The sequence below is a fragment of the Capilliphycus salinus ALCB114379 genome, from assembly GCF_047276495.1.
Taxonomy (GTDB): domain Bacteria; phylum Cyanobacteriota; class Cyanobacteriia; order Cyanobacteriales; family Microcoleaceae; genus Capilliphycus; species Capilliphycus salinus.
Genome location: NZ_CP178543.1, coordinates 1,284,124 through 1,310,403, shown reverse-complemented (window position 1 = coordinate 1,310,403; position 26,280 = coordinate 1,284,124). Strand labels below are relative to the sequence as shown.

The following is a 26,280-nucleotide window of genomic DNA, read 5'->3' as shown; positions in this document are numbered from 1 at the left end:
ACTGAAGATCACTCCTAAGATTCTCAAAGCTAAGAGTTTTCGTGCTAGCTTAGAAGATCGATTGGGAGTAAAAAGTCAACTAGAGCAATTCTATAGAGCCAAAAAGCCCCTGTTTGATGGTAGTGCTAGATGGAAACAAGCCTTAAGCTTGAATCAATCTGAAATTGGCTCTTTTGCACCCAACCCAGACAGCAATTCATCTTTAGGAATTCTAGCTTCATGTTTTCAAAGGAAATAGAAGAATCAAAAGCATTTCAGTGGTTTAACGAACGTCTGGAAGTTCAGGCGATCGCTGATGATATTACCAGCAAGTACGTTCCTCCCCATGTCAATATTTTCTATTGTTTGGGCGGAATCACACTGGTTTGCTTCTTGATCCAGTTTGCCACTGGATTCGCCATGACGTTCTACTACAGACCGACGGTAACAGAAGCTTTTACTTCTGTACAGTACATTATGACCGAGGTCAACTTCGGTTGGCTGATTCGCTCCATCCACCGCTGGTCTGCCAGTATGATGGTGCTGATGATGATTCTGCACGTTTTCCGCGTGTACCTCACCGGCGGTTTCAAGAAGCCTCGCGAACTCACCTGGGTTACAGGCGTGGTTTTGGCGGTGATCACCGTTTCCTTTGGGGTAACGGGATACTCTCTGCCCTGGGACCAAGTTGGATACTGGGCTGTTAAAATCGTATCGGGTGTTCCCGAAGCAATTCCCGTTGTCGGTTCAACTTTGGTTGAATTGATGCGCGGAGGTTCGGCGGTTGGACAAGCAACTTTAAGCCGCTTCTACACCTTACATACTTTTGTATTGCCTTGGCTGATTGCCGTGTTCATGTTGATGCACTTCTTGATGATTCGTAAGCAAGGGATCTCCGGTCCTTTGTAAGTCGAATCTGTGTAGTTTGTGCTACATAAATCGCCTTCAGTCAAAACCATAATTAGAACCGTTAACGACCGACCTAATTGAGAAAGGAGACTAAGTATAACGATGTCAACATTAAAGAAACCGGATCTGAGCGATCCCGTATTGCGCGAGAAACTTGCCAAGGGCATGGGTCATAATTACTACGGTGAACCGGCATGGCCGAATGACCTGCTGTACACTTTCCCGGTGGTAATTGTGGGAACCTTCGCCCTGGTTGTCGGTTTGGCGGTACTTGACCCGGCTATGGTCGGCGAACCGGCCGATCCCTTCGCCACTCCCTTAGAAATCCTCCCCGAGTGGTATCTGTGGCCTTCGTTCCAAATGTTGCGGGTTGTTCCCAACAAACTCTTAGGAATTGCCTTGATGTCTGCGATTCCTCTCGGTTTAATTCTTGTTCCTTTCATCGAAAGCGTTAACAAGTTTCAAAACCCCTTCCGTCGTCCCGTAGCGACTGCTATTTTCTTATTTGGAACCATTGCCACCCTGTGGTTAGGTATCGGAGCGACTTTCCCGATTGATAAGTCCCTCACCTTGGGCCTGTTCTAAACTTTAACCCGATAATCAATATCTTCTAACCAATCAGATACCTGTGGGTTTCAAAATAGGCTGAATCTGAGTCTATTATTGAAACTACCACAGGTATCAATATTTTTAGCCTCCAGTAAATGAGATTAAATATCAATTGATAACCTGCAATTTTACTCAAATTCAACAAAACTTGGGATGAGACGATCAAAAAAAATGATAAATATCCCAAGCATAATCGCCAAATTCTAAAAAAATGTAAAACTGTTGCGGATCAAACAGAAGCTTCAGAAGCTTGACTTTATTGTAATCACAGTTGATAATTTATGTCAACAAGCTCCGAAACAGGAGTAATTACTCAACAAAGGAGATTGCATGACGAGTATCGTGACTCAATCCTTCCCCGCAGAAGGAGAATCCTTTCCCTGGTGGGCCGGAAACGGACGGCTCGCCAATTTATCGGGGCGTTTGCTCGGCGCCCACGTTGCCCACGCGGGTTTAATTGTCTTTTGGGCCGGGGCCTACACCCTGTTTGAACTCTCCCGATTTAACCCGAACTTACCCATGTACGAACAGGGATTAATATTGCTGCCCAACCTGGCGAGTTTGGGTTGGGGAGTGGGAGCCGGGGGCGAAATTGTCAACACCCATCCCTACTTTGTGATTGGGGCGTTGCACCTAATTAGTTCTGCTTTTCTGGGGTTCGGCGGTATTTTCCATTCCGTTAAAGGGCCTGCCATTCTCGAACAGAAATACTCATTCTTCGGCTACCAGTGGGAAGATGCCAGAAAAATGACTACCATCATCGGCATTCACCTCCTACTACTGGGGGGTGGTGCGCTGTTGTTGGTAGCCAAAGCTATGTTTTTTGATGGTCTGTACGATAGCACAATTGGCGACGTTCGAGTTGTGTCCAATCCCACATTAAATCCTGCGGTAATTTTCGGTTATCTCTTTGGCGCAGGTGGGAAATATTGGTTAGCTGCCGTTGACAACCTAGAAGACCTGGTAGGCGGTCATATTTGGATTGGTAGTATCTGCATTGTTGGCGGCTTCTGGCACATTCTCACCGAACCCTTTGCCTGGACAAAACGCCTGTTGATTTGGTCGGGAGAAGCCTATCTCTCCTACAGTATCGGTGCGGTGGCGTTAATGTCCTTTGTTGCCGCTTTATTTGTTTCCGTCAACACCCTTGCCTATCCCGTTGAATTCTACGGACCCACCTTAAACATCGGTATCGAACAATTTCCCTTCTTCCGAGGCGAGGGCGGAGTCCTAACCAGTCGAGTTTGGTTAGCCAATACCCAGTTTTGGTTGGGCTTTTTCTTCCTCCAAGGTCATATCTTCCACGCTTTGCGGGCGGCAGGTTTTGACTTCCGCACGGGTAAGCGCATTCAAGACCTGATTCGAGAAGGTAACAGTCAAGTCAAGGAGGTCGCATAATGACCGTTGCAATTGTCCAAAAACAATATGACTGGTTGGCCGGAAACGCTCGCTTTACCAACCTTTCCGGCAAACTCCTCGGCGCCCACGTTGCCCATGCCGGTTTAATCGTCCTGTGGGCCGGAGCAATGACCCTGTTTGAACTGTCAAAATTTGACCCCAGTTTGCCGATGTACGAACAGGGATTAATTTTACTTCCCCACCTGGCGAGTTTGGGAATTGGTGTGGCAGACGGCGGAGAAATTGTTGATACCTACCCCTATTTTGTGATTGGGGTGGTACACCTGATTAGTTCTGCGGTGTTGGGGGCGGGAGGAATTTATCACGCCCTGCTTGGCCCGGATATTCTGCCCATCGATAATACCTTTTTTGGGTTCTTTGGCTACGACTGGCAAGATAAACGCAAGATGACCAGTATTCTGGGCATTCACCTGCTCTTGTTGGGATTGGGGGCCTGGTTGCTCGTCGCCAAAGCGTTATTTTGGGGCGGGTTGTACGACCCTGCGGTGGAAAACGTGCGGGTGATTACAGACCCAACCTTAAATCCTGCCAAAATCTTCAGCTACTTGTTTGGGTTGCAGGGGTCAAAAGGCATGGCTGCGGTGAACAACTTAGAAGATGTCGTTGGCGGTCATATCTGGGTTGGCTTGATTTGTATTCTCGGCGGGTTTTGGCACCTGTTCACCAAACCCTTTGCTTGGGCTGAACGGGTGCTTTATTGGTCGGGAGAAGCCTATCTTTGCTACAGCTTGGGCGCTTTGGCTTATATGGGTTTTTTGGCGGGTTATTTTGTAACGTTCAACAACACCGTCTATCCAGAGGTATTTTACGGGCCGTTAGGTTGGGCGTCAGAAGTCGGCGTTGCCAGTTCTCGGACTTGGTTGGCTATCGCTCACTTTATTTTATCGGCGTTGCTGTTAATGGGTCACATTTGGCACGCTATTCGAGTTCGGACCGCTGATGCGTTGGGAGTGGACTACCGATGACTGCGATTTCTTCTATTTCACCTCAAAAGTATAATTGGTGGGCGGGAAATGCCCGACTGACGAATCTTTCGGGGAAATTGTTGGGCGCTCATATTGCCCAGGCTGCGTTAATTGTATTTTGGGCCGGCGCTTACACCCTGTTTGAACTGTCTCAGTATAATCCGGCCGAACCGCTCTACAGCCAAGGGTTAATTTTGCTTCCCCATTTGGCAACTTTGGGAATTGGTGTGGCAGACGGCGGAGAAATTGTCAATACCTACCCCTATTTTGTGATTGGGGTTTTGCATTTGGTCAGTTCGGCTGTATTGGGTGCGGGAGGAATTTATCACGCCCTGTTGGGGCCGGAGGTTTTACCCGAAAATAATACCTTCTCCGGTTTCTTTGGATACGACTGGCGCGACCAAGATAAAATGACCAGCATTATTGGCATTCATCTGATTTTGTTGGGCTGCGGTGCGCTGCTGTTGGTTGCTAAAGCCATGTTTGTGGGCGGGTTGTATGACCCAACCGTTGAGTCTGTGCGAATTGTCAGCGAACCGACGTTAAACCCGGCGACTATTTTTGGCTATTTAGTCGGCGCAAAAGGTGCCGAAGGAATGGCTGCGGTTGATAACTTAGAAGATGTCATCGGCGGTCATCTTTACGTCGGGTTAATTTTAATTGGCGGCGGAATTTGGCATCTGAATACAAAACCCCGTCAGTGGACGCAACAGTTGTTTTTCTGGTCGGGGGAAGCTTATCTATCCTACAGTCTCGGCGCTTTGGCTTACATGGGTTTCTTGGCGGCTTATTTTGTCACCGTCAATGATACCGTTTACCCCACCGTATTTTACGGATCGAGCGGGGTTATCAACAACAGAAACGGGTATTGTTACCGCCCGAACTTGGTTGGCCACATCTCATTTTGTGTTGGCGCTGTTGTTTTTATTCGGTCATCTGTGGCACGCCATTCGAGTCCGAACTCAAGCGGCCGGTTTTAAGATGAATCAAGGTAAGTTTGTGACTTTAGAAAAGCGCGAACTTGAGGAAAATCAAATGACCGGACAAGTGGATGAACGGGATTTTACTCTACTGTTTCTGAGGAATTTACCGATTTACCGTCAGAAGATTTCACCCGCTTTTCGCGGCTTAGAAATTGGTTTGGCTCACGGGTATTTCTTAATCGGACCGTTTATTGCCTGGAGCGGGTCAACTCAGCCTCAAATCAAGTTGGCTCTGTTGCTAACTCTAGCGCTGATTGGGGGAATTGCGATCGCTTTATCGACCTATAAACCCACAACCTCAGATTCTGAAAACCGTTTCTACTGGCTGAAAACCCCGGAAGATTGGAGTTTATTTCGAGGAAGTTTCTTAATTGGAGGTGCCAGCGGTGCGTTTTTTGTGTACTTCCTCTTGGAAAATATGGAGGTTTTCCAGACTTTAGTCAAAGGTTTTGTCAGTTAGGAGAACTAAACCTTGAAGTTCTAGAAGTTTAAGTTTTCTCAACAAAACGTGGCTACATCCCCTCTCCTCAAGATTTGCAGGTTGGGGGGAAAGCCACGTCTTTGATTGGCGGTTTAGTATAGAAAGAGTTGTACTCCCAAATTCGTTAAACAACTTGGACAAGAAAACCGATCCCAATCCCCCGTTCCTGTGGTGCTTCCTAGAGATTTTCTCCTGTGAGGGAGGCATTCAATCCTACGTTAAAGATATTTTAGATGCTTATATAGATCTGATCGAACCCGGAGCAAAGTTTCGCGGCCCAAAAGAGTTTAGCAGTGAAATCTTACTGTTGCGAGACGCTCCCGGATGTCCTAACCCTTACGAAAACAGCGCCATTAAGTTTCACTATCTGCAAACCAAACCCCCCGCTTTCGGACGGCTTCGACTCGCTTACACCCTGCTGAGTTGTTTGCTCCAACACCGTCCTCAACGGGTCTTTTGCGGTCATATCAATTTAGCACACTTGGTCCAACTGACCTGTAAACCCTTGGGAGTCCCCTACACCGTCCTCACCTACGGAAAAGAAGTCTGGCAACCCCTCCCCCCAAAATATCGCCACGCCTTGCAACAGGCGGACCAAATTTGGACCATTAGCCGCTACAGTCGAGATAAAGCCTGCCAAGCCAATCAGTTAAACCCGGAACAATTTCGACTGTTACCCTGTATGGTGGATGGAAATCGCTTTACTCCCGGTGAAAAACCCCAAAACCTGATCGAACGATACAATCTACAAAATTCTAAAGTCTTAATGACCGTTGCTCGTTTGTGGTCGGGCGATATTTACAAAGGCGTCGATGTTACCATTAGAGCCTTACCCCAAATTTCCCAAGCCGTTCCCAATGTTAAATATTTGGTCATCGGACGGGGAGACGATCAACCCCGTTTAGCCAATTTAGCCCAAGAATTGGGTGTTGCGGATCGAGTGGTGTTTGCGGGATTTGTTCCGACAGAAGATTTGGTCGAACATTATCGGGTTGCCGATGCCTATATCATGCCATCTCAAGAAGGATTTGGTATCGTGTACTTAGAAGCTATGGCTTGTGGCATTCCGGTTTTGTCTGGTGATGCGGATGGTTCGGCTGACCCCGTACAAGATGGGAAGTTGGGATGGCAAGTGCCTCACCGAGATCCCGATGCGGTCGCCAAAGCAACGATTGAAATTTTGCAAGGGAATGACCAACGTTGTCAGGGTCAATGGTTGCGACAACAAAGTTTGGCTGAGTTTGGTCAAGATGCTTTTCGGGTGCAACTCCAAAAACTGCTCGATTGCTCGGTAGTATCATAGAACAAAGGGATGATTTATCTATCGATGAACGCGGAAAGGAGATCGCTGTGAACCAGGAACGGCCCAGAATCCTCAAATTTAATTTTTCCAAGGTAAGCAACTGGCTGATTGTCCTGGCGGTGGTTTGGTTGCTAACCTCTATCGGTTTGGGGTGGCTGGTCAATTCGATTATCATCCTGATTGGGATTTTACTACTGCTTCCGATCTTGTTGTTTGTTGGGGTACAGTGGTGGTTAAGCCGCAATATCATCCAAGATGAATGCCCGGTCTGTGGCTATGAATTTACTGCTCTCAATCAGACGCAGTGCCAATGTCCCAATTGTGGTGAGCCGCTTCAAGTTGAACAGGGTCATTTTAGTCGCTTAACCCCGCCAGGAACGATTGATGTTCAAGCGGTGGACGTTTCGGCTCAGACATTGGACGATTGATTTAAAAAGAAAATTTAGTTCGGCTCAAATAGGAGTTAGAATTCAACGTGTCTAAAGTCAAGCCAACAGTTCTGGTAACAGGCGGAGCCGGATACATCGGTTCTCATGCAGTTTTAGAACTGCAACGTTCGGGTTATGAGGTTGTTATCTTAGATAACTTAGTTTACGGTCATCGCGATGTCGTTGAACAGGTTCTCAAAGCAGAATTGATTGTCGGTGATACTAATGATCGCCAACTGCTGGATAATTTGTTTTCGATGCGTCAAATTGATGCGGTGATGCACTTCGCGGCTTATGCTTACGTCGGCGAATCGGTTAGCGCTCCGGATAAATATTATCGCAATAATGTGATCGGAACGCTGACGCTTTTAGAAGCGATGAAAGACGCCTCGATCAACAAGTTTGTTTTTTCTTCGACTTGTGCCACTTACGGCGTTCCTCAACAGGTGCCGATTCCTGAAGATCATCCCCAAAATCCGATTAATCCTTATGGGATGACCAAGTTAATGGTTGAAAAGATTTTAGCGGATTTTGATCACGCTTATGATTTTAAATCCGTTTGGTTTCGTTATTTTAACGCAGCCGGGGCCGATCCACAAGGGGCTTTGGGAGAAGATCACAACCCCGAAACTCATTTGATTCCTCTGACTTTGATGGCGGCTTTGGGTAAGCGAGAGTCTCTCTCTATTTTTGGGACGGACTATCCGACTCCTGATGGTACTTGTGTCCGAGATTATATTCATGTTACTGACTTGGCGACGGCTCATGTTTTGGGCTTAGAATATCTCCTCAAAGGCGGAAAAACTGATGTCTTTAACCTCGGGAATGGCAATGGATTTTCGGTTAAAGAGGTGATCGAAGCGGCCCGAAATATTACCGGACGCGATATTATTGCTGTTGAATGCGATCGCCGTCCCGGAGATCCGCCTGCTTTGGTTGGAAGTGCGGAAAAAGCCCGTCAGGTGTTGGGTTGGAATCCTCAATATTCTGATTTGAATGCGATTATTTCTCACGCTTGGCAATGGCACCAAAAGCGTCACGGGTAATTTTCACCGGTGAGCGTAGGGGCGGGTTCGTCAAAAATCTATTTCTGTTAGAAATAACCTTAATAAACCCGCCCTTTTTTTTACAGTCACCGCTGTTTTCGGGGCGGGTTTACAATCGTTTTTTGTGGGGATTCATCGGTTCGGGGCGGGTTGACAATCATTTTTTGTGGGGATTTACAGGTGAACTCATATCAAATCCGGTTGTATAATCAACGAATAACAGACACCTGACCCGTACCGCAGACAGTCAACAGGCTTCTGTTGAACCCCGCTACTCCCAACACCGAATAGCCAGATCATTGATTATTGATCATTTATCATTTATCATTTGGTTTTAGAGCTTGGAAAACTATTGCGATTCCCTTATAGTTCAATGATAGTCGGTACTACAGAAGCAGCCCAGATTTTAAAAATCTCTACCGCTCGACTGCGAGCTCTCCTGAGCGCAGGCCGAGTTCAAGGTGCCTATAAGACCGGGAAGATGTGGCTCATTCCCCTCGTGAACGGCAAACCCATTATTGAGCGAGGGACAAGAGGGCCGGCTCCCCGTTGGCGCGATCTAAGATTGCCAGCAAAAACGATTATTCACGTTAATTCTCAAAGAATTCGGCAAAATCACAAACAATAGTAACAACTTCCCGTGATTACCGTCATCTGTTAGTCAAAATCTCCCGAGATCCCCACATTTTTATGATGGGTATTCAACCGGACTTGATATAACCTCAATAAACCCGCCCCTTTCTAATGAACTGTAACCCTTGTTTTCGGGGCGGGTTGACAATCGTTTTTTGTGGGGATTCATCGGTTCGGGGCGGGTTGACAATTGTTTTTTGTGGGAATCACAGGTGAACTCAGAACCCGCCCAACAGATAGAAATAACCTCAATAAACCCGCCCCAACCCCATAAGAAAATTAATCAACGCGAGATCAGATTAGTTTTTCGATTAAACATTGGGCAATCCGGTAAGCGGCTCCGGGTTGTCCCATTCGTTTTTGACCGTTTTCTGCAATTAATTTTAACCGATTTTGATCGTTTATTAGCGATCGCACCACATCGGGAATTTCTCTGGGATGTTCGACTAAAATTAACGATGGCCCCAACAAACGACTTTGAGCTTCTGCAAATCTCGGCGTAAATTGCGGCCCCCGACCGGGAATGGCGATCGCGGGTTTTCCCAAACCGACAAACTGTTCGGTTGCGGTTCCGGCCATCGCGATCGCGAAATCCCCTCGGTGCAAACAGTCGGTAAAGTTTTGGGTTAAAATTACTGTAGCATTTTTCCGGGTATATTGAACCTCAAAATCGCTCTCTACACCCGTTTTTTTCCACCCCAAACCGCTCAAATGCTCGCCGAAGCGGTGATACTCTAACGAGGGAGCGATCGCCGCTAAAAAGGTCAAATTTGCGGGCTGCTGTCGGTCTTCTCCCCCGGAAAAAGCGTCCACCAACTGACTGACGGCTTCGGCGATGGGTTGCCAGTTTTCATAGGCTTCTGGGGGACGAGAACCGGGTAAAAGGGTAATGGTTAGGGAGTGCTGTTTTTGCTGAGGATTATAGATGAAATTTGTCTGCGGTTGCAGATCGTCCATCATCGGGTTTCCCAAATTGTAAGCGGGAATTGACCATTTTAAAAGGGTTTCCGTCGTCAGGCGATCTCTCGGAAAAACCGCTTGACAGCGAGAATGACTCATTAACCCCCGTTCCCAAGGTAAATAAACCGATCCGGACCAGCCTTCCCAACGTTGCATCCAAGACTGACGCAACAAAGGGCCTTGTTCATCTCGTAAATAATATTCTGATTTGGCAGTGCCAACAAAAGCGTAATTGGCACCGCTGAGGGCTGCAAATAATAGCGGTACAATATCTCCAACCGCCAGTATAAATGCACCCTGTTTCGCCCAATTGAGAATAATTTGAAATTGTATGCGGGTAAGCTGTAATAAACCCCCCCGTACATCTCGCAACAATTGCCGACCATCCATATAAATAAAGCCGCCAGAAGGCATTTGTTGAACGGGTCCGGCAATGGGAACATTTTCCAGTTGACTGTAGGCTTTTCCTTCTCCCACTAACGGTAAAGCCGCTAACTGGGGAGGATTGGGAAGACGTTGTAATTGTTGCAAAATGCGAACGGCGATCGCATCTTCCCCGTGACCATTACTCAAGCACAATAATTTCACGCCTTAAAGACAGATTGAGAAACTTAATCGTTAGGTTAGCATCACAGAATCGGCAAGTGAAGTGGATCACTCGAAATTCTATGTTTTGTTTTTCTAACGATTAAGGTTCTCGAAAGATTTCTGAGGACTGAATTGATCGTACACCCAGAAGATTAACGGCGCGATTAACTTTTTGGTTTGGTTTCAACCGTCTCGGTTTCCCCATCCTCATCGGTTCCTTCATAAACAATGATCATCTCCCGGTTGGGAGTCAATTTATTGAGAGAAAATCTGGAAGAATTGTTACTCCAACTCAAAGCCTGAGTTAGTGTTAACCCGGTCGATACAATTAGTGAACCTAATAAAATTGTGCGTTTCATGGATGAACCCCGATCTCTACAAATGCAAAGCTTCAACCCTTTTTCAAGGGAAATACTGGGTGATTGCAATAACCCGCTTGAATTAAAAAAAATTGTTTGGTATATTCGTGACGGGTTAGTTATGCTTTCACCTATACTGGTAGCAAAAACCAAAATTGTTTTCGGTTCTGCACCTTATTTTCTATCAAGGTTTCTAGTTTTGGGAAGTGGGGAGTCACCCATCAAGAGATTAATCCATCAGGGGGATCTCCACCTAAAATAAAATTAAAAATGTTGACTGCATTAATTTATTTCTGTAACGAGCAGTTATCACTTGTTATAACACTACAATTGTATTTCGAGCAAGGTTACTTAGCCTGGAAGTGACCGTCAAAGGCAGATGATGTTAGGTTGAGAGTCAGATGAATAAATCTATGTCAACTCCCCCCTATTGGTTTTTGGGGGTAAGGGTCACTCACTGGGGGGGAAAACATATAGCGGGGTGGCTGACCCATAAGGTACAACCCAAAAATCCAGTTGATTTAACAATATAAATCACCGATGAATGCGGGTATCATAGAAGAAACCCGGTTTTTTAATTTATACTGTATTTAATTTAACTGAAAACCGTGCTTAATTTAGAATCAACTCGCCCCTACGGGTTTCTGGGCGGGTTGAAAAACTCTCAACATCTGATTTCCGCCTTTTTGATATTCATAGGGAACCGGTTCAATTTCTAGAGTCCATCCTTGCTGCTGTAAATTGCTAATAACAGGACTCAGAAAAGGAGAAAGATTTCCGGCTAAATCTACCAGCGGAAAAATTCTGACTTCTCGCGCAATTCTACACAATTCTAGCACGGATTCTAGATGAAAATCTTCTGATAATTGTTGAGAATAGGTAAACAGTAAATGACTGCACAATGCCAAATCAAACTGTTGAGAATTAAAAGGTAAATGGGGTAACTCGGCGGTGAGATAACGTTCTTCGGCTTTCCCCAAAGGAAAATCTTCTAAAAACTGTTGCATCGCAGCTATTCTTAACTCTCCCAAATGTTCGGGAGACTTGATATTTTCCCAAACATAATTGTCTTGATTTTGATGGAGTTGTTCGATAACGGTTGAGTAGGTTTCTTGAATGCGCTGGTTAATTTCGGGGGCGGAAAATTGATATACCGGATCGCAAGAAATGACCCGATATCCTAGCCGTTTCATTTCTACATTGAAGCTAGCCGGACCGCCGGCACAGTCTAAAATTGATAGTTCTAATTCCTCAGGAGTCAGGGCAAACATTTCGAGATAATCTTGAAAACTTCGCCCCCAAGGAATAACATTTTTGAGTTCAAATGCCATGTTTTTAAGTTTTATTTTGGTTTATTTTAAGTCTAACAAACCGTCGGTTTTTAGTTTGGGATTGAACCGAATTTCTTCTTGTAATCCTCGGGCTTTGAGAAGTTCTAAAATCTGAGATTCTATTCTTCTGGCGACTTGTCTTAAATGTTTTTCTTGGTCAATTCCATCGAGATTATTGTAGGTATTATTTTCTTCATCTGTCATCAATGGTTTAACATTTATCGGCTGATTCCATTGTTCGGATTGTTCGCTATTTCCCGCAGGAATTGAACCATTTTCTGCTATCCAAGCTTGTCGTATTTCTTCTAAAATTGTCCGGCTAGGACGTTCAATGGTTTGAACTTTTATCCAATAACAGCTTTGAGGTTGACGAACAAGATGCTGTTTTAAACTCAGATAAATATCGCGAGAATAACCGATATATTGTAAAACTTGATCGCGATCAAAAATGGCATAAACTCCGATTTTGCCTTGGAATGTTTCGGGAAGTTGACCTTGTTCGTTAATGTAGGAAATTGAGTCTAAACTTGCTAGGGTGGGAATTTCAGCTTGAGTGGTCATGGTGTTCGGAATTATTTTTCAGAAGATTTGAGCAGGGGAAAAGGAGAAATTAGAGCGAGTAAAAATTAATAATTTAAACTCGGCGATAAACCGCACATAAACGACTGGGTTGGAAGATTTTGGCTTGGAACATAAAGTTAGGGGGAACGTTGACAATAATATATTCTTCGGATTCGTGATAGGGTTCAAATTCTTTGGGCATTCCTTTCGGAGTTTGTAAACTGTAAGGAATTGGTTGAAATAACAGTTCGGTAAATTCTACGGTTTTTCCCTGAACTTGCTGGCGAACTTGATCGAGAAAAGCTTCGCTGGTGAGTAAACTAAATAATTGGGTTTGGGCTTGGGAATCGAGAGTAAAATCAGCATCAAAATTTTCTACAATTCTTATCCGCATTAAACTATCGCCTAAAACTTGACAATCAAGACAAATGATGAAACATTGCTGTCTGGTGCAAACGTCTCTAAGATCATCTTAGGACGATTGGGGACAGTTCCCAACTGTTAAACCGAAAGAAAAATGTGAAGTATTATGAAAAAGACCGATCGCCTACAATACTGTCCGATGGACTGTATGCTGATTTTTGAGTCGATTTAAGCGATCAGTCCCCGTTTAGGTTAGCATTGCTGTGTTACTGTTTGCCAATTCGCGATCGCCATGCAGAATCGAGAAGCTTCTTCAACACCCACACAAAAATCAACAGATTGGTGGAAAATGGCAGAATATGCTTCTGTCGCCGGTTCTACCATCGGTTCTATCGTTGCTGCTGCATGGTATCAGCAGATTTTATATGCTGCAACTCCCATCAGTGCCGCATTGTGGTTAAATTTAATTAATCGACAACGGTTTGAACAGCAAGTTCGACAATATACCCAGTCCGTGATCGCTGATGTTCATACGGTTGTCCAATCCCTACAAGAACAGGTTCAAAATATACCGACTGAACCGGCGGAACTCGATCCGATTACTGAAGTTTTAACGGAGTTGCAGCGAGTCACCCAAAGTTTAGAACATGATGTGATTCGACAGCAAGATTGGGAAGTGATGAATGTTCGGATTAAATTAATAGAAGAAGCGGTGGAAGCGGTAAGAGAAACGCCGGTTTCCGAGTATCAACCCCTCACTTCTGAGCCTTCTACAAACTCTCCTTCCGAGTCCGATATTGCTCCCCCCGCATCTTCTGAAAAAACCTCCGATCGCGATGTTAAACTGAGGGCTAAAATCAATCGGCTTCATCAACAAGTCGTCAAACTCGACCAACAAAATCGAGAAGTCGTTAAACCCTATCTTATCCGTTTAAATCGGGCTATCAAAAAACTGCAAAGTCTCCAAAATAACGAATAGCTGTTTCTGAAGTTTATTCGGAGATTTTATCGGTTTACTGAGACATTTTTCGAGCTTGTTTAACCATCTCAATCAGGGTGTGATGAGCATCTTCTGAATTTTCCAGGACGCGATCGAATGATACCCGCAACGGGGTTGATTTGGCTTCAACTAAAGCGGTGAGATTCATTCCTTCTGGATCGATAGAAACCATACGGGCCGAAGTTGCATTGGGAGTATTCGCAAAGTATTTAGCATAGAGCAAAATTGCATCGGCATGGTCATCGTTCATATGAGCGCAAATGCGATCGCTAATTTCCGGGGTTATGGGTTCTGCGGCCATTGTTTTTCGTCCTGAATTTCTGGTTTTATTGATTATATCGCACCAGCCAGAAGGGAAAAGCTTTAAAAATAAGAATTCCGGGGATTTATTCTCTCTATAATTGCCGTGATGGTTGCTATAAAACCGTTATCAATAGGCGGTCAAAAGTTAGCGGCGATATTCATCTCCACAGTCTCCAATGATGCCAAATAAATCCTGAGATTTGTCGGTAACAGCCTGTATTTTTTGGTAATCTTCTTCATCCAAACTCAACTCAAACACGCGAGAATTTTCTTCAAGATGTTCGGAAATACCCAAACGCGCTCCGATCATCGCTCCCGCAACAGTTGGCTGTTCAAAAATATAACGAACCGCCACATTAGCAATACTGACTTGGTGTTTATCCGCAATTGTTTTCAGGGTTTGTAATAACTCTTGAAATAAACTCCAACCGCCCCAAGCATCAATCATATTTTTATATTTTTTCAAGCTGACCGTTTCCAGCTTAAAATTCTGAGGTTCGGGTTGGTTCAAATATTTTTCGGACAAAAATCCGCCACACAAAACCCCATAAGGTAAGAGTTTAATATTGTGTTGCTGACAGTATTCAACCATCCGCATCAAAGGCCGACGATCCACCAAAGAAAATTGTACTTGATTGGAAACAATTTTAATCCCATTATCAACAATAATCTTCAAATGTTCGGTGTCAAAATTCGTCAAAGCCAGATGCTTTATTTTTCCCTCAGCCTGCAACTGACTCATGTGTTGGAGAGCATCTAAATAATTTTTATCCCGATATTCCCACCAATGAAACTGTAATAAATCGAGGCTATCTACATTCATTCGTTGGCGAGAAATATCAATATTTTTCTCAACAATAGCTCTAGTCATTTTACCCGGTCGAGGCACCCATTTTGTAAACGCTTGTAGATTCGATAAAGCCTCCTGACCCCGTTGATTAAGTAATTGTTGACGAAACTCTCCGATAAAATCTTCAGCAGGCCCATAATGATCGGCCAGATCCCAAGTCGTAAACCCTGCATCGACATATTTAAACATACTGTCAATGGCAGCTTTGGGATTAATACGTCCGTGATACCCCGAAACTTGCCACATCCCATTTAAAATCCGACAGATGTTTAAATCATCCGTAAATTGATAGCGACTAGACGACGGTAGAATCATATTCGTTCCTACTCTAACAGACACACACTTTACAGTTTACAGTGACCAGTCTTTACAGTCACCAGTTATTAGTGAATAGGGTAAGGGGTAAAGGGTAAGGGGTAAGGGGTAAGAGGCAATTCTGACTTCTGACTTCTGACTTCTGACGACTGACATCACGACTTCTGCCTATTGCCTTTCCCCATTCCCCATTCCCCATTCCCTATTCCCTGTTCCCTGTTGCCTGTTCCCTGTTCCCTATTGCCTCTAAAAGACTGTTGCCCAATATACAGTTAGCTGACATACAATGATTAAATCTGCTTTAAGGGAGTTCGAGGGTTACATCAACGGATGTCAACAGCCTCTAGAGCGCGATCTCGACTGGCCAGACTTCTCGAAGCCTGAGCGACGTTGCAACATTTCTTTACAATTGTTTAAAGTAATATGTACAACTTCTCTATGTGATCCCAGCCCAACAGCCAAGGGGCTAAGGATATTATCAAACGCATTAAAATAATAGATGATGATGTCCACCAAAAGCCATATTGATTCTCGTAAACCCATAACAAATCAACCATCGATAGATCCAGCACAAATCGAAGAGGAGAGTGGACGCTCTGTGTTCCAACGTTTAAAACAAGACTTTAAAAATGACCTGATCGCAGGTTTGTTAGTCGTTATCCCCCTGGCGACGACTATCTGGTTAACGATTACTATCGCCAGTTCAGTTATTGAATTTTTAACGCGGATTCCCAAACAGGTGAATCCCTTTGATGGACTGCATCCGATTTTAGTCAACTTACTCAATGTCGTGGTCGGGTTGGCCGTCCCCCTTTTGGGAATTTTATTTATTGGGTTAATGGCCCGCAACATTGTGGGTCGGTGGCTGCTGGATTTTGGTGAACAGGTCCTCCAAGCCATTCCGCTTGCGGGTTCGGTCTACAAAACCCTCAAACAGCTTTTAGAAACCCTGCTCAAAGATTCTAATGATAAATTTCGCCGTGTGGTTCTGGTAGAATATCCCCGTCGGGGAATCTGGACGTTAGCATTTGTGACCGGAAATGTTAGCGGTGAAATCCAATCTCACATGAACGAACAAATGATCAGCATTTTTATTCCCACGACCCCCAACCCCACCAGCGGTTGGTATGCTGTTATTCCCAGTAACGAGGTGATTAACCTGTCGCTGAGTGTGGAAGATGCCTTTAAAATTATCGTCTCTGGGGGAATTGTTAACTCGGCCTTACCCGTTAAACCTACCCCAAGTTCGGCGGTATCCGAGCCAAAGCTTGAACCGGTCATGGCGAACGAAAATCGACTGCAACCTGTACCATTAGATGAAGAAGGTTAGAAGATCTTCGGCTCGTCGATTTATCTGTATTAAATTAATCAATGATGGAAAGATTTTTAATTCCATTTGATCCCATTTTTCGTTGAACAGTAAAATTCACTGGGGAAGTCTATGCAAGCTCGTCGAAGCGCTCGTGAACTCGCCCTCTTGGGAATTAGCCAACTCCCAAGTAGTCCTGAAAAACTCGCCACTCAACAGATCCAAGATCTCGTTTTGGCTGTTGTTCGTACTCTGGCCAATGAAGGTCAAGAATCTTTAGAAACGGCTATGGCTGAACTGCAACGGGGAAGCGATCGCCTAATGGGAAGTCAATTTCGAGCCAGCGATCTGCAAACGGCCAGAGCCATGATCCAAGAAGCTATAGAATTGACCCAAACGGCGATTAATCGCTTGGGAACCGCAGCAGAGTTTCCCGAACTGATTCAATTGGCTCGAAGCGAAGAAGTTGCATCCTATGCCATTGAGATTTTAACAGAGGTTAATGCTCACCGTACAGAAATTGATGATATTTTAAATCGGGCGATGGTCGATTGGCAATTGGGCCGTTTACCTCGCATCGATCGCGATATTTTAAGAATTGCGGTAACTGAATTGTTGTACTTGGGAACTCAAGAGCAAGTCGCCCTCAATGAAGCGGTAGAACTTGCCAAACGCTACAGCGATGAGGACAGTTATCGATTTATTAATGGTGTGTTGCGTCGGGTTGTGGAAAAAATGAAAGCAGCAGATATGATCGCACAAAATTAGGCCGGACAGATGAGGAGTTTTTAACTCCTTAATTTCTGTTTGATCAACGCCTTATCTGATTATAACCGGGACTGATTTAGTCCGGTTTGTTTTCTTTTTTGCCCGGTATGCTTAAATTTTTAACGGGGGATAATTTTCCAAAAATTTAATCAGTCAAGCTAAACTAACCTAAACTAATCTAAACTAATCTAACTCTAACTTATCTAACTTTAAATTAGTATAACATTAAAATGCTATTATCGCTGCGGATTGAGAATTTTGCTTTAATCGATCATCTCGATCTAGAACTGGGATTGGGTTTAAATGTTTTTACCGGAGAAACAGGCGCAGGAAAATCAATTATTCTCGATGCAATTGATACGGTTTTAGGCGGAAAAGTAGATCGCCGGATGATTCGCACTGGTGCCAAACGAGCCATTTTAGAAGCCACATTTGAAGTCGAAGCTGCGATCTCAAATTGGTTGGCCGAACAAGAAATCGATCTCGTTGATGGCACCCTCGCCGTTTGTTCTCGCGAAATCACATTATCTAGCGGAAAAGTTCGCAGTCGTTCCCGTTTAAATGGTATTTTAATTAGTCGAAAACTATTAGATGAAGTTCGCGATCGCTTTGTTGAAATTACCGCCCAAGGTCAAACCTTACAACTGAGTCAACCCGGTTTACAGCGAGACTGGTTAGACTTGTATGGTGGGGCGGATTTATTGGCTGCAAAACAAACCGTCGCCGCAGCTTATAGTAAAACAAAACAAGCCCAAAACGCCTTAGAAAATCGCCGTCAGTTTGAACAACAACGCCTACAGCGATTGGATTTATTACAATATCAAATTCAAGAATTAGATGCGGCAAATTTAACCGATGCCGATGAATTAGAACAGCTAAAACAAGAACAACAACGCCTCGGTCATGTCGTCGAACTCCAACACCAAAGTTATCAAATTAATCAGCTTTTGTACGAAAATGATGAGAGAAAAGCCGCCTCAGATTTGCTTTCCCAAGCCGAAAATATATTAACCGATATGGTAGAATACGATACCCAACTGCAACCAATTTTAGCAATGGTTGAAGATGCGTTAGCCCAGGTGATCGAAGCGGGGCGACAAATTAGCAGTTATGGCGAACAACTCGAATCCGATCCCGAGCGACTTCAAGAAGTACAAGATCGCATTCAGCAGCTTAAACAAATTTGTCGAAAATACGGTCAAACTTTAGCCGAAGTGATCGCCTATTACGAAAAAATCCAAGCCGAATTGAAAGACTTACAAACCGGTGAACAGTCCCTCGAAGCCCTGGAAAAAGCCTATCAAGAAGCAACTCAAAAGTTAATTTTTGTTTGTCAAAGTTTAACTCAACTTCGTCAAAAAACCGCTTCTAAATTGGAAACTCATCTCGTTAAAGAACTCAAACCTTTGGCGATGGAAAAGGTCGAATTTAAAGTAGAAATTCACCCCATAGAACCCACAATAAACGGCGCAGATCTGGTGGAATTTTGCTTTAGTCCAAACCCAGGTGAACCCCTACAGCCCCTCGGTGCAATTGCGTCGGGAGGAGAAATGAGTCGGTTTTTATTAGCTTTAAAAGCTTGTTTTTCTCAAGTAGCAGGTTCGGGAACAATGGTATTTGATGAAATTGACGTGGGAGTGTCGGGACGGGTCGCCCAAGCGATCGCTCAAAAGTTGCATCAACTGGGTCAGGGTCATCAAGTTTTATGTGTGACCCATCAACCCATTGTCGCGGCGATGGGCGATCGCCATTTTCATGTAGAAAAAAAAGTGATCGGCGATCCGGTTTCCAACGATGGATCGGAAGAAAGAACTGTTGTCCGAGTCAGTCAACTTAATAATAATCAACGCCGAGAAGAATTAGCACAATTGGCGAGTGGACGTTCGGCGACTGAAGCAATTGCTTTTGCAGAATCTTTACTCACCGAAGCCGATTATTTACGCCAATTTTATACCAATTATTAAGTTTATCTTGAAGCATTTAAAATACATATAAAATACATTTCTAATTTTTAAAAATTTTGTGTCAGAATAGTCCTGTTCAATTGTTCGATTGTTCTGTCCTTCTACCCTCGAAATTAAGGAGCAAGTCGTCGCATGAACTTCCATTCAAATCAAGAAAAACTAAGATTACAAGCCGCCGCTTCTGAGAATATTCCCTGGAAAAAATGGGGGCCTTATCTCAGCGAACGCCAGTGGGGAACGGTACGGGAAGACTACAGCCAAACCGGAAATGCTTGGGACTATTTTAGCCACGATCAGTCCCGTTCTCGGGCTTATCGTTGGGGCGAAGATGGCTTGGGGGGAATTTCCGACGAACGACAACAATTCTGTTTTGCACTCGCCCTGTGGAACGGCAAAGACCCCATTTTAAAAGAGCGGATTTTTGGGTTAACAAATAGCGAAGGAAATCATGGAGAAGATGTCAAAGAATACTACTTTTATCTGGACAGTACGCCGACGCATTCTTACATGAAATACCTGTATAAATATCCGCAGGTTGCCTTTCCCTATGCCAATCTTGTCGAGACCAACCGACGCCGAAATCGCCTAGAGTTTGAATATGAACTGATGGACACGGGGGTATTTGATGACGATCGCTACTTCGATGTCTTCGTCGAATACGCCAAAGAAACTCCCGAAGATATCTTAATTAAAATTAGCATCCACAATCGCAGCAGCGAAACCGCATCCCTTCACGTTTTACCGACGTTTTGGTTCCGAAATACTTGGTCGTGGTTTCGCCAGCATCCGCCCAAACCGATACTCAGACAATTTAACGACCGAACAATTTGCGCCTCTCACCCCGAACTTGGCGATCGCTATTTGTACTGCGATCGTGCGGTGCCTTTATTGTTTACAGAAAACGAAACTAATACTCAGCGCATTTTTAATATACCCAACGCTTCCCCCTACGTTAAGGATGGCATTAATAACTACATTGTAGACGGGAAACTTGATGGGGTGAACCCGGATAAAATTGGCACCAAAGCGGCTGCCCATTATCTTTTAGAAATTCCCGCAGAGGGAGTAGAAATCATTCAATTGCGGTTGAGCGATCGCCTATTTTCTGCTGAAGAAATCGTTTTTGGATCGGGGTTTGAATCTACTTTCAGCGCCCGTTTGCAGGAGGCCGATGAATTTTACAATAGTATCATTGGCTCCTCTTTTTCCGAAGATGCTCGCAACGTGATGCGTCAGGCTTTTGCGGGGATGATGTGGACGAAGCAATTCTACTATTATCCGGTAGGAGATTGGTTAAGCGATGAAATTTTGCCCCCCGACTGTCCCGAGCGAGTCGCCCAGCGCAACAAACAATGGTTTCACCTGCAAAGTGCGGATATTCTATCCATGCCCGATAAATGGGAATATCCTTGGTTTGCGGCTTGGGACTTGGCGTTTCATTGCCTAGTTTTGGGGATGATCGATATTGACTTTGCTAAAGATCAACTGCGGTTAATGACCAACCAAGTTTATCTTCATCCTAACGGTCAAATTCCCGCCTACGAATGGAACTTTAGCGATGTGAACCCGCCCGTTCACTGTATGGCAACTTGGCAAGTTTATCTCATGGAAAAAGTGGCAAATGGCGGTAAAGGCGATCGCGCTTTTCTCGAAAGTATGTTCCACAAATTGTTGATGAACTTTACTTGGTGGGTGAACCGCAAAGACTCTCTGGGTAATAATGTCTTTGAAGGCGGTTTTTTGGGTTTAGATAATATTGGGGTGTTTGATCGCAGTTCTGCCATACCCGGAGGAGGGATTTTAGAACAAGCTGATGGCACCAGTTGGATGGCGATGTTTTGCTTGGATATGTTGGCGATCGCTTTTGAATTAGCCCTAGAAAATCCGGTCTATGAGGATCTAGTGTGCAAATTCTACGAACATTTTATGTACATTGCAATGGCAATGGATCGCATCGGAGAAAACGCCGATGAATTGTGGGATGAAGAGGACGGTTTTTATTATGATGTGTTACATTTTCCGAACGGATATTCGACCCGGCTCAAAGTGCGATCAATGGTGGGTTTGATTCCCTTATTTGCCACCGTTATTTCTGATCCTCAGCTTTTGGAAAAAGTTCCTAAATTTGCCAAACGGATGGCTGAATTTAACAAACAACACCATGAAAGTATCCAGAATATTAGCGATCCAGTCCAAACCAGCATAACTGGAAAACGATTATTATCTCCAGTCAACCGAGAAAAATTACAGCGAATTTTACAGCGAATGTTGGATGAATCTGAATTTTTGAGCGATTATGGCATTCGCGCACTTTCTAGCCATCACTGGGATAATCCCTACATTTTTACTGTCGGAGCAAATGTCTATCGGGTTGACTATGAACCGGCTGAATCTTCAAGCGGATTATTTGGGGGAAATTCTAACTGGCGCGGCCCGATTTGGATGCCTGTTAATATGATGCTGGTACAATCATTGCGGAAGATGTATGCTTACTATGGAGATGATTTCAAAGTCGAATGTCCGACAGGTTCCGGTCAGTGGATGACGCTGTGGGAAGTCGCGGACGAAATTACTCGCCGTTTGAGTAATATTTTTCTCCAAAATGATCAACAACAGCGTCCTCTTTATGGAAATACTGAGAAGTTTCAAACCGATCCCCACTGGCGAGATTTGATTCTATTCTACGAGTATTTTCATGGGGATAATGGGGCTGGATTGGGGGCGAGTCATCAAACCGGATGGACGGGTTTAATTGCCTATTTGATGACCGTTTCGGCTAAGGTTAATCCTGAAGATGTTCTGCGGGGAGGATATTTCTCGGCTGCTTTGAGTACCCTTTCCCAAGGCTTGAAGTCCTAAAAATTATCAAGTTTTAACGCATAACATTGAATATCTTTTTGCAGTATAACATCTATCTCCCGTTAAAACTCTTTAAAGTTTAACGGGATTTTTTAACAACTCGGTTGATTTATCTCTGACTACTTATCTATTATTCTTAATCGAAATAATCGAAGCTTTACCGAATTCAAACGCTAAAATTTTTTTTAAATAGTTCTTCGTTATCACTTGCAAATTTCCTCAGTGATCAGACCTTTTCCTTGAGAAGCAAGCCGAAAGTCATTCAAAAAACCCCCGGAAATTTAAACCGAATGTAAACCTTCTGTAAAAAACAGATTCAAATCCCAACTCTTTCCCTACTCTTAACTTTCAATTAACCTTAAACCGATAACTTAGTTAGTGTCAATTCAAAGAAATAGACAAAGTAACATTACATTCGGTTCGATCACCCAATGGAAGGAATTTTATATAAATCCCTTCTAAATCAGTAATGTTGTGAAGTTTTCAAAGAAAATCATACTGAAGAAAAACTATTCCGCTAAATTTGAGCAAACCTCATCTTAAAAACCCGCTTGAATCTCAATCAAAATGATCGGATTCAAACCTTTTTAGCCGACTCACTGCCAAACCTTTCAAACCAGGAGAAATCTAAGGAAAATGAGCGACCTAATTATCACAGGTATTATTGACGGCCCCCTAACGGGCGGAGTTCCAAAAGCTGTAGAATTTTTTGCTTTAAACGATATTCCCGACCTCAGTCTATACGGTTTTGGTTCTGCCAATAACGGCGGCGGAACTAACGGACAAGAATACACATTTTCCGGTTCTGCACTGGCTGGAGATTATATCTATATTGCCACCGAAACAACAGAATTCAATAACTTCTTTGGATTTAATCCTGATGATACCAGCATTGCTTCTAGTATCAACGGAGATGATGCCATAGAACTATTTTTAAATGGTTCTGTTGTTGATATCTTTGGTGAAATTAATGTCGATGGAACCGGACAACCTTGGGAATACATGGACGGTTGGGCTTATCGAGTTCCCGGAACAGGCCCCGATGGTACAACGTTTAACCTCTCCAACTGGACGTTTAGCGGCCCCAATGCTTTAGATAATTCTAGCAATAATAACAGCGCAAATACACCTTTTCCGTTGAAAAGTTACACGTTAAATGGCGGTTATAACTTAGTCATTAACGAAGTTTACGCCAGCCACACCGGAACAGACAACACCGAATTTATTGAATTCTTTGGTACTCCCGGTACATCTTTAGACGGTTTGAGTTTAATTGTAGTCGAAGGAGATAGCGGAATTTCCGGTACAATCGACGCTAAAATTGACTTTAATTCAACTAATATTATCGGCGAGAACGGCTTTTTCCTCGTCGGAAATCCCACCGGTTTGGCAGCTAACTATGGAGTCGATCCAAATCTTGACATTAGCGATAACTTCTTAGAAAATAGTAGCTTAACCGTCGCTTTAGTCGAAACTAGCAGCATCTCTGGAACTTCCGTCACCGGTAACGAAATGGTTCTCGATAGCGTTGCACTCACCGATGGAGGTGCGGGCGATACCTTCTTCTTTGACGCCCCGGTTATTGGTCCGGATGGTTCATTTTTCCCCGCCGGTGCGCGTCGAGTTACCGATGGAGTCGATACCGATACCGTTGAAGATTGGGTAATTAGTGATTTCTTCTTGGGTTCGGCGAATACTCCCACCGCCGGAAGCAGCGATAATGGTGGCGGCGAAGAACCCATTTTTACCCCCATTTACGACATTCAAGGCGCGAGTCAGACTTCTCCGTTTGTCAACGTTGACTTTAACAATCTACCTGCGAACACCTTCAGCATTACGGGTGATACTGTTGTCACCACTGGAATTGTAACAGCAGTTGATTCTAACGGATTCTACCTTCAAGACCCATCGGGCGATGGTAATATTGCGACTTCCGATGCACTATTTGTCTTTACCGGATCTAATCCTAATGTTACTATCGGTGACGAGTTACAAGTAGAGGGTACCGTTGCAGAATTTTTCCCCGGCGATACCGATACTCGCAATTTACCCACAACACAAATTAGCAACCCCACAATTACCACGCTTTCGACGGGAAATCCCCTTCCTGATGCGGTGATTATCGGTTCGGGTGGTCGTGTTCCTCCAACGGAAAATATTGACGATGATGCCTTTGCTAGCTTTGACCCCACAACCGACGGAATTGACTTTTTCGAGTCCTTAGAAGGAATGCGGGTGACGGCTGAAAATGCAGTCGCCATCGCCCCCACAAACGGTTTTGGCGAAATCTTTACTGTTGTTGATAATGGTAGCAATGCAACGGGTATTAGTAACCGGGGTACGCTGAATATTAGTCCCGATGATTTCAATCCCGAGAGAATTCAAATTGATGAAGATACTGATATTTTACCCGGTTTCAACTTACCCCAGGTTGATGTAGGCAGTCAACTCGGAGATGTTACTGGGGTGATTTCTTATGACTTTGGTAACTTCCAAATTCACCCCACTCAGTCATTTACTGCGAGTAATTCTACCGTTCAAGCTGAAGTTAGCAATATTACACCCGGAAGTGATCAACTTACGGTTGCTAGTTACAATGTTCTCAACCTCGACCCGAATGATAACGATGGGGATGCAGATATTGCCAACGGTCGCTTTGATACTATTGCTAACCAAATTATTAATAACCTGAATACACCCGATATTATCGGATTACAAGAAGTTCAGGATAATAACGGTTCTGTTAACGATGGTACGGTTGCGGCGGATCAAACTCTCCAAACCTTAATCGATGCGATCGCCGATGCGGGTGGCCCAACCTATGAGTTTATCGACAATACATTTATAACCGATGGCGCTAGCGGAGGTCAACCGGGCGGAAATATTCGGACTGCGTTCCTGTATAACCCCAACCGTGTTAATTTAGTTGAGGGTTCGGTTCAAACGATAGGAGATCAAGATCCGGGTAGTGCGTTTGATGGCGCTCGTTTACCTCTGGTTGCGGATTTTGAGTTTAACGGTCAAGAGGTTACTGTTATTAGCAACCACTTTTCTTCTAAGGGAGGAAGTGCGCCTATTTTCGGTATCGAACAACCTTTTGAAGATTTGCAAGAAGACCCCACTGTTAATGGTAGTCTTGATGAACGACAAGCTCAAGCTAATGCAGTTAATGATTTTGTTGCTAATCGTTTGAATGTTGACCCCGATGCAAATATTGTCGCGTTGGGAGATTTTAATGAGTTTGAGTTTGTTTCTCCGTTAGAAATTCTTGAAGAAAACCTGATTAATTTGACGGAAACATTGCCCGAAAATGAGCGTTATAGTTTTATTTTTCAGGGAAATTCTCAGTCTCTTGATCATATTTTGGTTAGCGAGAGTTTGGATGATGTTGCTGAGTTTGATATCGTTCATGTTAACACAGAGTTTGCGGAAACTGAACAGCTAGCAAGCGATCACGATCCGTTAGTTGTCGGTCTAACTCTGGAGTCTGACGTTAATATTATCGATGGTACCCGAGGACGAGATAATTTAGTTGGAACGGATGGGGATGATATTATTACTGGCTTCCAAAGTCGTGATACGCTTACTGGTGGTAATGGCGATGATATTTTCCGCTATACGGGTTTAGTTGATGCGGGTGATATTATTACTGATTTTGAAGTTGGAAGCGACAAATTTGACTTTGTAGGTGTGCTTGAGAGCGTTAATTTTAGTGGTTCCAATGCGATCGCAGACGGTTATGTTGGTTTTATCGGTCGCGGAGGAAATACGCTCTTGACTTTCGATCCGGATGGCGATACAGGTTCGGGTCGTCCTCGTTCTTTTGTTTTAGTTCAGGGTGTTTCAAGCGATTTTCTCAACAATTCTGACAACTTTATTTTTGGGTGAATTTAACTGAGAAAATCAGTAAGTTTTGGGTGGGTTTTTACGGTGAACAGTTATTAGTTATCAGTGATAATTTTAGAAAGTTATCCGTATTTTCTAATAATAAATTA

21 protein-coding genes and 2 pseudogenes are annotated in these 26,280 nt (G+C 44.0%); 16 read left to right on the top strand and 7 right to left on the bottom strand.

Annotated elements, in window-relative coordinates:
• Positions 1 to 219 precede the first annotated feature (219 nt).
• The 10 genes and pseudogenes from petB to ACL6C3_RS05405 all read left to right on the top strand — a co-directional run bounded on the left by petB (position 220) and on the right by ACL6C3_RS05405 (position 8,750).
• Positions 220 to 888 carry a cytochrome b6 gene (petB, locus tag ACL6C3_RS05450; protein ID WP_413166015.1) on the top strand — a complete coding sequence of 223 codons (669 nt, stop codon included), beginning with the start codon at positions 220 to 222 and terminating at the stop codon, positions 886 to 888.
• 102 nt (positions 889 to 990) lie between these two features.
• A complete protein-coding gene (gene petD / locus ACL6C3_RS05445) occupies positions 991 to 1,473 on the top strand; it encodes a cytochrome b6-f complex subunit IV (RefSeq protein ID WP_413166014.1) in 483 nt (160 codons plus the stop codon).
• 354 nt (positions 1,474 to 1,827) lie between these two features.
• The gene (locus ACL6C3_RS05440) at positions 1,828 to 2,895 is read left to right on the top strand and encodes a chlorophyll a/b binding light-harvesting protein (protein ID WP_413166013.1); all 1,068 of its coding nucleotides are present in this window, start codon (positions 1,828 to 1,830) and stop codon (positions 2,893 to 2,895) included.
• A pseudogene (locus ACL6C3_RS05435) lies at positions 2,895 to 3,878 on the top strand (chlorophyll a/b binding light-harvesting protein); the annotation flags it as partial. The gene ACL6C3_RS05440 and the pseudogene ACL6C3_RS05435, both read left to right, overlap by 1 nt.
• Positions 3,878 to 4,862 (top strand): annotated as a pseudogene (locus tag ACL6C3_RS05430) (chlorophyll a/b binding light-harvesting protein); the annotation flags it as partial. The pseudogenes ACL6C3_RS05435 and ACL6C3_RS05430, both read left to right, overlap by 1 nt.
• Positions 4,863 to 5,324, top strand: coding sequence for a photosystem I reaction center subunit XI (locus ACL6C3_RS05425; RefSeq protein WP_413168267.1), 462 nt, complete (start codon positions 4,863 to 4,865; stop codon positions 5,322 to 5,324).
• A 154-nt stretch (positions 5,325 to 5,478) separates the two neighbouring features.
• A complete protein-coding gene (locus ACL6C3_RS05420; RefSeq protein WP_413166011.1) occupies positions 5,479 to 6,648 on the top strand; it encodes a glycosyltransferase family 4 protein in 1,170 nt (389 codons plus the stop codon).
• 47 nt (positions 6,649 to 6,695) lie between these two features.
• Entirely contained in the window at positions 6,696 to 7,076 is a 381-nt protein-coding gene (locus ACL6C3_RS05415) for a hypothetical protein (protein ID WP_413166009.1), read from the top strand.
• A 47-nt stretch (positions 7,077 to 7,123) separates the two neighbouring features.
• Positions 7,124 to 8,122, top strand: coding sequence for a UDP-glucose 4-epimerase GalE (gene galE, locus ACL6C3_RS05410; protein ID WP_413166008.1), 999 nt, complete (start codon positions 7,124 to 7,126; stop codon positions 8,120 to 8,122).
• 373 nt (positions 8,123 to 8,495) lie between these two features.
• Positions 8,496 to 8,750, top strand: coding sequence for a hypothetical protein (locus ACL6C3_RS05405; protein WP_413166007.1), 255 nt, complete (start codon positions 8,496 to 8,498; stop codon positions 8,748 to 8,750).
• A 299-nt stretch (positions 8,751 to 9,049) separates the two neighbouring features.
• Here ACL6C3_RS05405 and ACL6C3_RS05400 read toward each other — a convergent pair whose 3' ends face one another.
• The 5 genes from ACL6C3_RS05400 to ACL6C3_RS05380 form a co-directional block, all read right to left on the bottom strand.
• Complete coding sequence (locus ACL6C3_RS05400) at positions 9,050 to 10,303, bottom strand: lipid-A-disaccharide synthase-related protein (RefSeq protein WP_413166005.1); 1,254 nt, start codon at positions 10,301 to 10,303, stop codon at positions 9,050 to 9,052.
• A 164-nt stretch (positions 10,304 to 10,467) separates the two neighbouring features.
• Entirely contained in the window at positions 10,468 to 10,662 is a 195-nt protein-coding gene (locus ACL6C3_RS05395) for a hypothetical protein (RefSeq protein ID WP_413166004.1), read from the bottom strand.
• 623 nt (positions 10,663 to 11,285) lie between these two features.
• Positions 11,286 to 11,993 (bottom strand): SAM-dependent methyltransferase, encoded by a 708-nt coding sequence (locus ACL6C3_RS05390; protein WP_413166003.1) that lies wholly within the window; start codon positions 11,991 to 11,993, stop codon positions 11,286 to 11,288.
• A 21-nt stretch (positions 11,994 to 12,014) separates the two neighbouring features.
• Positions 12,015 to 12,554: a GIY-YIG nuclease family protein gene (locus ACL6C3_RS05385; RefSeq protein WP_413166002.1), complete on the bottom strand. Its 540-nt coding sequence runs from the start codon at positions 12,552 to 12,554 to the stop codon at positions 12,015 to 12,017.
• A 73-nt stretch (positions 12,555 to 12,627) separates the two neighbouring features.
• A complete protein-coding gene (locus tag ACL6C3_RS05380) occupies positions 12,628 to 12,948 on the bottom strand; it encodes a hypothetical protein (protein ID WP_413166000.1) in 321 nt (106 codons plus the stop codon).
• Positions 12,949 to 13,209: 261 nt separating this feature from the next.
• Here ACL6C3_RS05380 and ACL6C3_RS05375 point away from each other — a divergent pair, with 261 nt between their 5' ends.
• Entirely contained in the window at positions 13,210 to 13,896 is a 687-nt protein-coding gene (locus ACL6C3_RS05375; protein WP_413165998.1) for a hypothetical protein, read from the top strand.
• A 34-nt stretch (positions 13,897 to 13,930) separates the two neighbouring features.
• Here ACL6C3_RS05375 and ACL6C3_RS05370 read toward each other — a convergent pair whose 3' ends face one another.
• Positions 13,931 to 14,218: a DUF2470 domain-containing protein gene (locus ACL6C3_RS05370; protein ID WP_413165997.1), complete on the bottom strand. Its 288-nt coding sequence runs from the start codon at positions 14,216 to 14,218 to the stop codon at positions 13,931 to 13,933.
• 147 nt (positions 14,219 to 14,365) lie between these two features.
• On the bottom strand, positions 14,366 to 15,385 hold the full coding sequence (locus tag ACL6C3_RS05365; protein WP_413165996.1) for an aldo/keto reductase: 1,020 nt from the start codon (positions 15,383 to 15,385) through the stop codon (positions 14,366 to 14,368).
• A 598-nt stretch (positions 15,386 to 15,983) separates the two neighbouring features.
• On the opposite strand from ACL6C3_RS05365, the gene ACL6C3_RS05360 reads away from it, so the two are divergent.
• From ACL6C3_RS05360 to ACL6C3_RS05340, 5 genes are all read left to right on the top strand, one after another.
• On the top strand, positions 15,984 to 16,715 hold the full coding sequence (locus tag ACL6C3_RS05360) for a DUF502 domain-containing protein (RefSeq protein ID WP_413168266.1): 732 nt from the start codon (positions 15,984 to 15,986) through the stop codon (positions 16,713 to 16,715).
• Between the two features lie 111 nt (positions 16,716 to 16,826).
• The gene (gene nusB, locus ACL6C3_RS05355; RefSeq protein ID WP_413165994.1) at positions 16,827 to 17,462 is read left to right on the top strand and encodes a transcription antitermination factor NusB; all 636 of its coding nucleotides are present in this window, start codon (positions 16,827 to 16,829) and stop codon (positions 17,460 to 17,462) included.
• A gap of 230 nt (positions 17,463 to 17,692) precedes the next feature.
• Entirely contained in the window at positions 17,693 to 19,426 is a 1,734-nt protein-coding gene (gene recN, locus ACL6C3_RS05350; RefSeq protein ID WP_413165992.1) for a DNA repair protein RecN, read from the top strand.
• A 132-nt stretch (positions 19,427 to 19,558) separates the two neighbouring features.
• Positions 19,559 to 22,285 (top strand): MGH1-like glycoside hydrolase domain-containing protein, encoded by a 2,727-nt coding sequence (locus ACL6C3_RS05345; RefSeq protein WP_413165991.1) that lies wholly within the window; start codon positions 19,559 to 19,561, stop codon positions 22,283 to 22,285.
• Positions 22,286 to 22,921: 636 nt separating this feature from the next.
• Positions 22,922 to 26,173, top strand: a complete 3,252-nt coding sequence (locus tag ACL6C3_RS05340; protein ID WP_413165990.1) for an endonuclease/exonuclease/phosphatase family protein — start codon at positions 22,922 to 22,924, stop codon at positions 26,171 to 26,173.
• Positions 26,174 to 26,280: the final 107 nt, after the last annotated feature.

What these genes read in the sequence shown, in the direction of transcription:
- petB (WP_413166015.1), top strand. Translation starts at nt 220, where the DNA reads ATGTTTTCAAAGGAAATAGAAGAATCAAAAGCATTTCAGTGGTTTAAC.
- petD (WP_413166014.1), top strand. Translation starts at nt 991, where the DNA reads ATGTCAACATTAAAGAAACCGGATCTGAGCGATCCCGTATTGCGCGAG.
- ACL6C3_RS05440 (WP_413166013.1), top strand. Translation starts at nt 1,828, where the DNA reads ATGACGAGTATCGTGACTCAATCCTTCCCCGCAGAAGGAGAATCCTTT.
- ACL6C3_RS05425 (WP_413168267.1), top strand. Translation starts at nt 4,863, where the DNA reads ATGAATCAAGGTAAGTTTGTGACTTTAGAAAAGCGCGAACTTGAGGAA.
- ACL6C3_RS05405 (WP_413166007.1), top strand. Translation starts at nt 8,496, where the DNA reads ATGATAGTCGGTACTACAGAAGCAGCCCAGATTTTAAAAATCTCTACC.
- ACL6C3_RS05395 (WP_413166004.1), bottom strand. Translation starts at nt 10,662, where the DNA reads ATGAAACGCACAATTTTATTAGGTTCACTAATTGTATCGACCGGGTTA.
- ACL6C3_RS05390 (WP_413166003.1), bottom strand. Translation starts at nt 11,993, where the DNA reads ATGGCATTTGAACTCAAAAATGTTATTCCTTGGGGGCGAAGTTTTCAA.
- ACL6C3_RS05385 (WP_413166002.1), bottom strand. Translation starts at nt 12,554, where the DNA reads ATGACCACTCAAGCTGAAATTCCCACCCTAGCAAGTTTAGACTCAATT.
- ACL6C3_RS05380 (WP_413166000.1), bottom strand. Translation starts at nt 12,948, where the DNA reads ATGCGGATAAGAATTGTAGAAAATTTTGATGCTGATTTTACTCTCGAT.
- ACL6C3_RS05375 (WP_413165998.1), top strand. Translation starts at nt 13,210, where the DNA reads ATGCAGAATCGAGAAGCTTCTTCAACACCCACACAAAAATCAACAGAT.
- ACL6C3_RS05370 (WP_413165997.1), bottom strand. Translation starts at nt 14,218, where the DNA reads ATGGCCGCAGAACCCATAACCCCGGAAATTAGCGATCGCATTTGCGCT.
- ACL6C3_RS05365 (WP_413165996.1), bottom strand. Translation starts at nt 15,385, where the DNA reads ATGATTCTACCGTCGTCTAGTCGCTATCAATTTACGGATGATTTAAAC.
- nusB (WP_413165994.1), top strand. Translation starts at nt 16,827, where the DNA reads ATGCAAGCTCGTCGAAGCGCTCGTGAACTCGCCCTCTTGGGAATTAGC.
- recN (WP_413165992.1), top strand. Translation starts at nt 17,693, where the DNA reads ATGCTATTATCGCTGCGGATTGAGAATTTTGCTTTAATCGATCATCTC.
- ACL6C3_RS05345 (WP_413165991.1), top strand. Translation starts at nt 19,559, where the DNA reads ATGAACTTCCATTCAAATCAAGAAAAACTAAGATTACAAGCCGCCGCT.
- ACL6C3_RS05340 (WP_413165990.1), top strand. Translation starts at nt 22,922, where the DNA reads ATGAGCGACCTAATTATCACAGGTATTATTGACGGCCCCCTAACGGGC.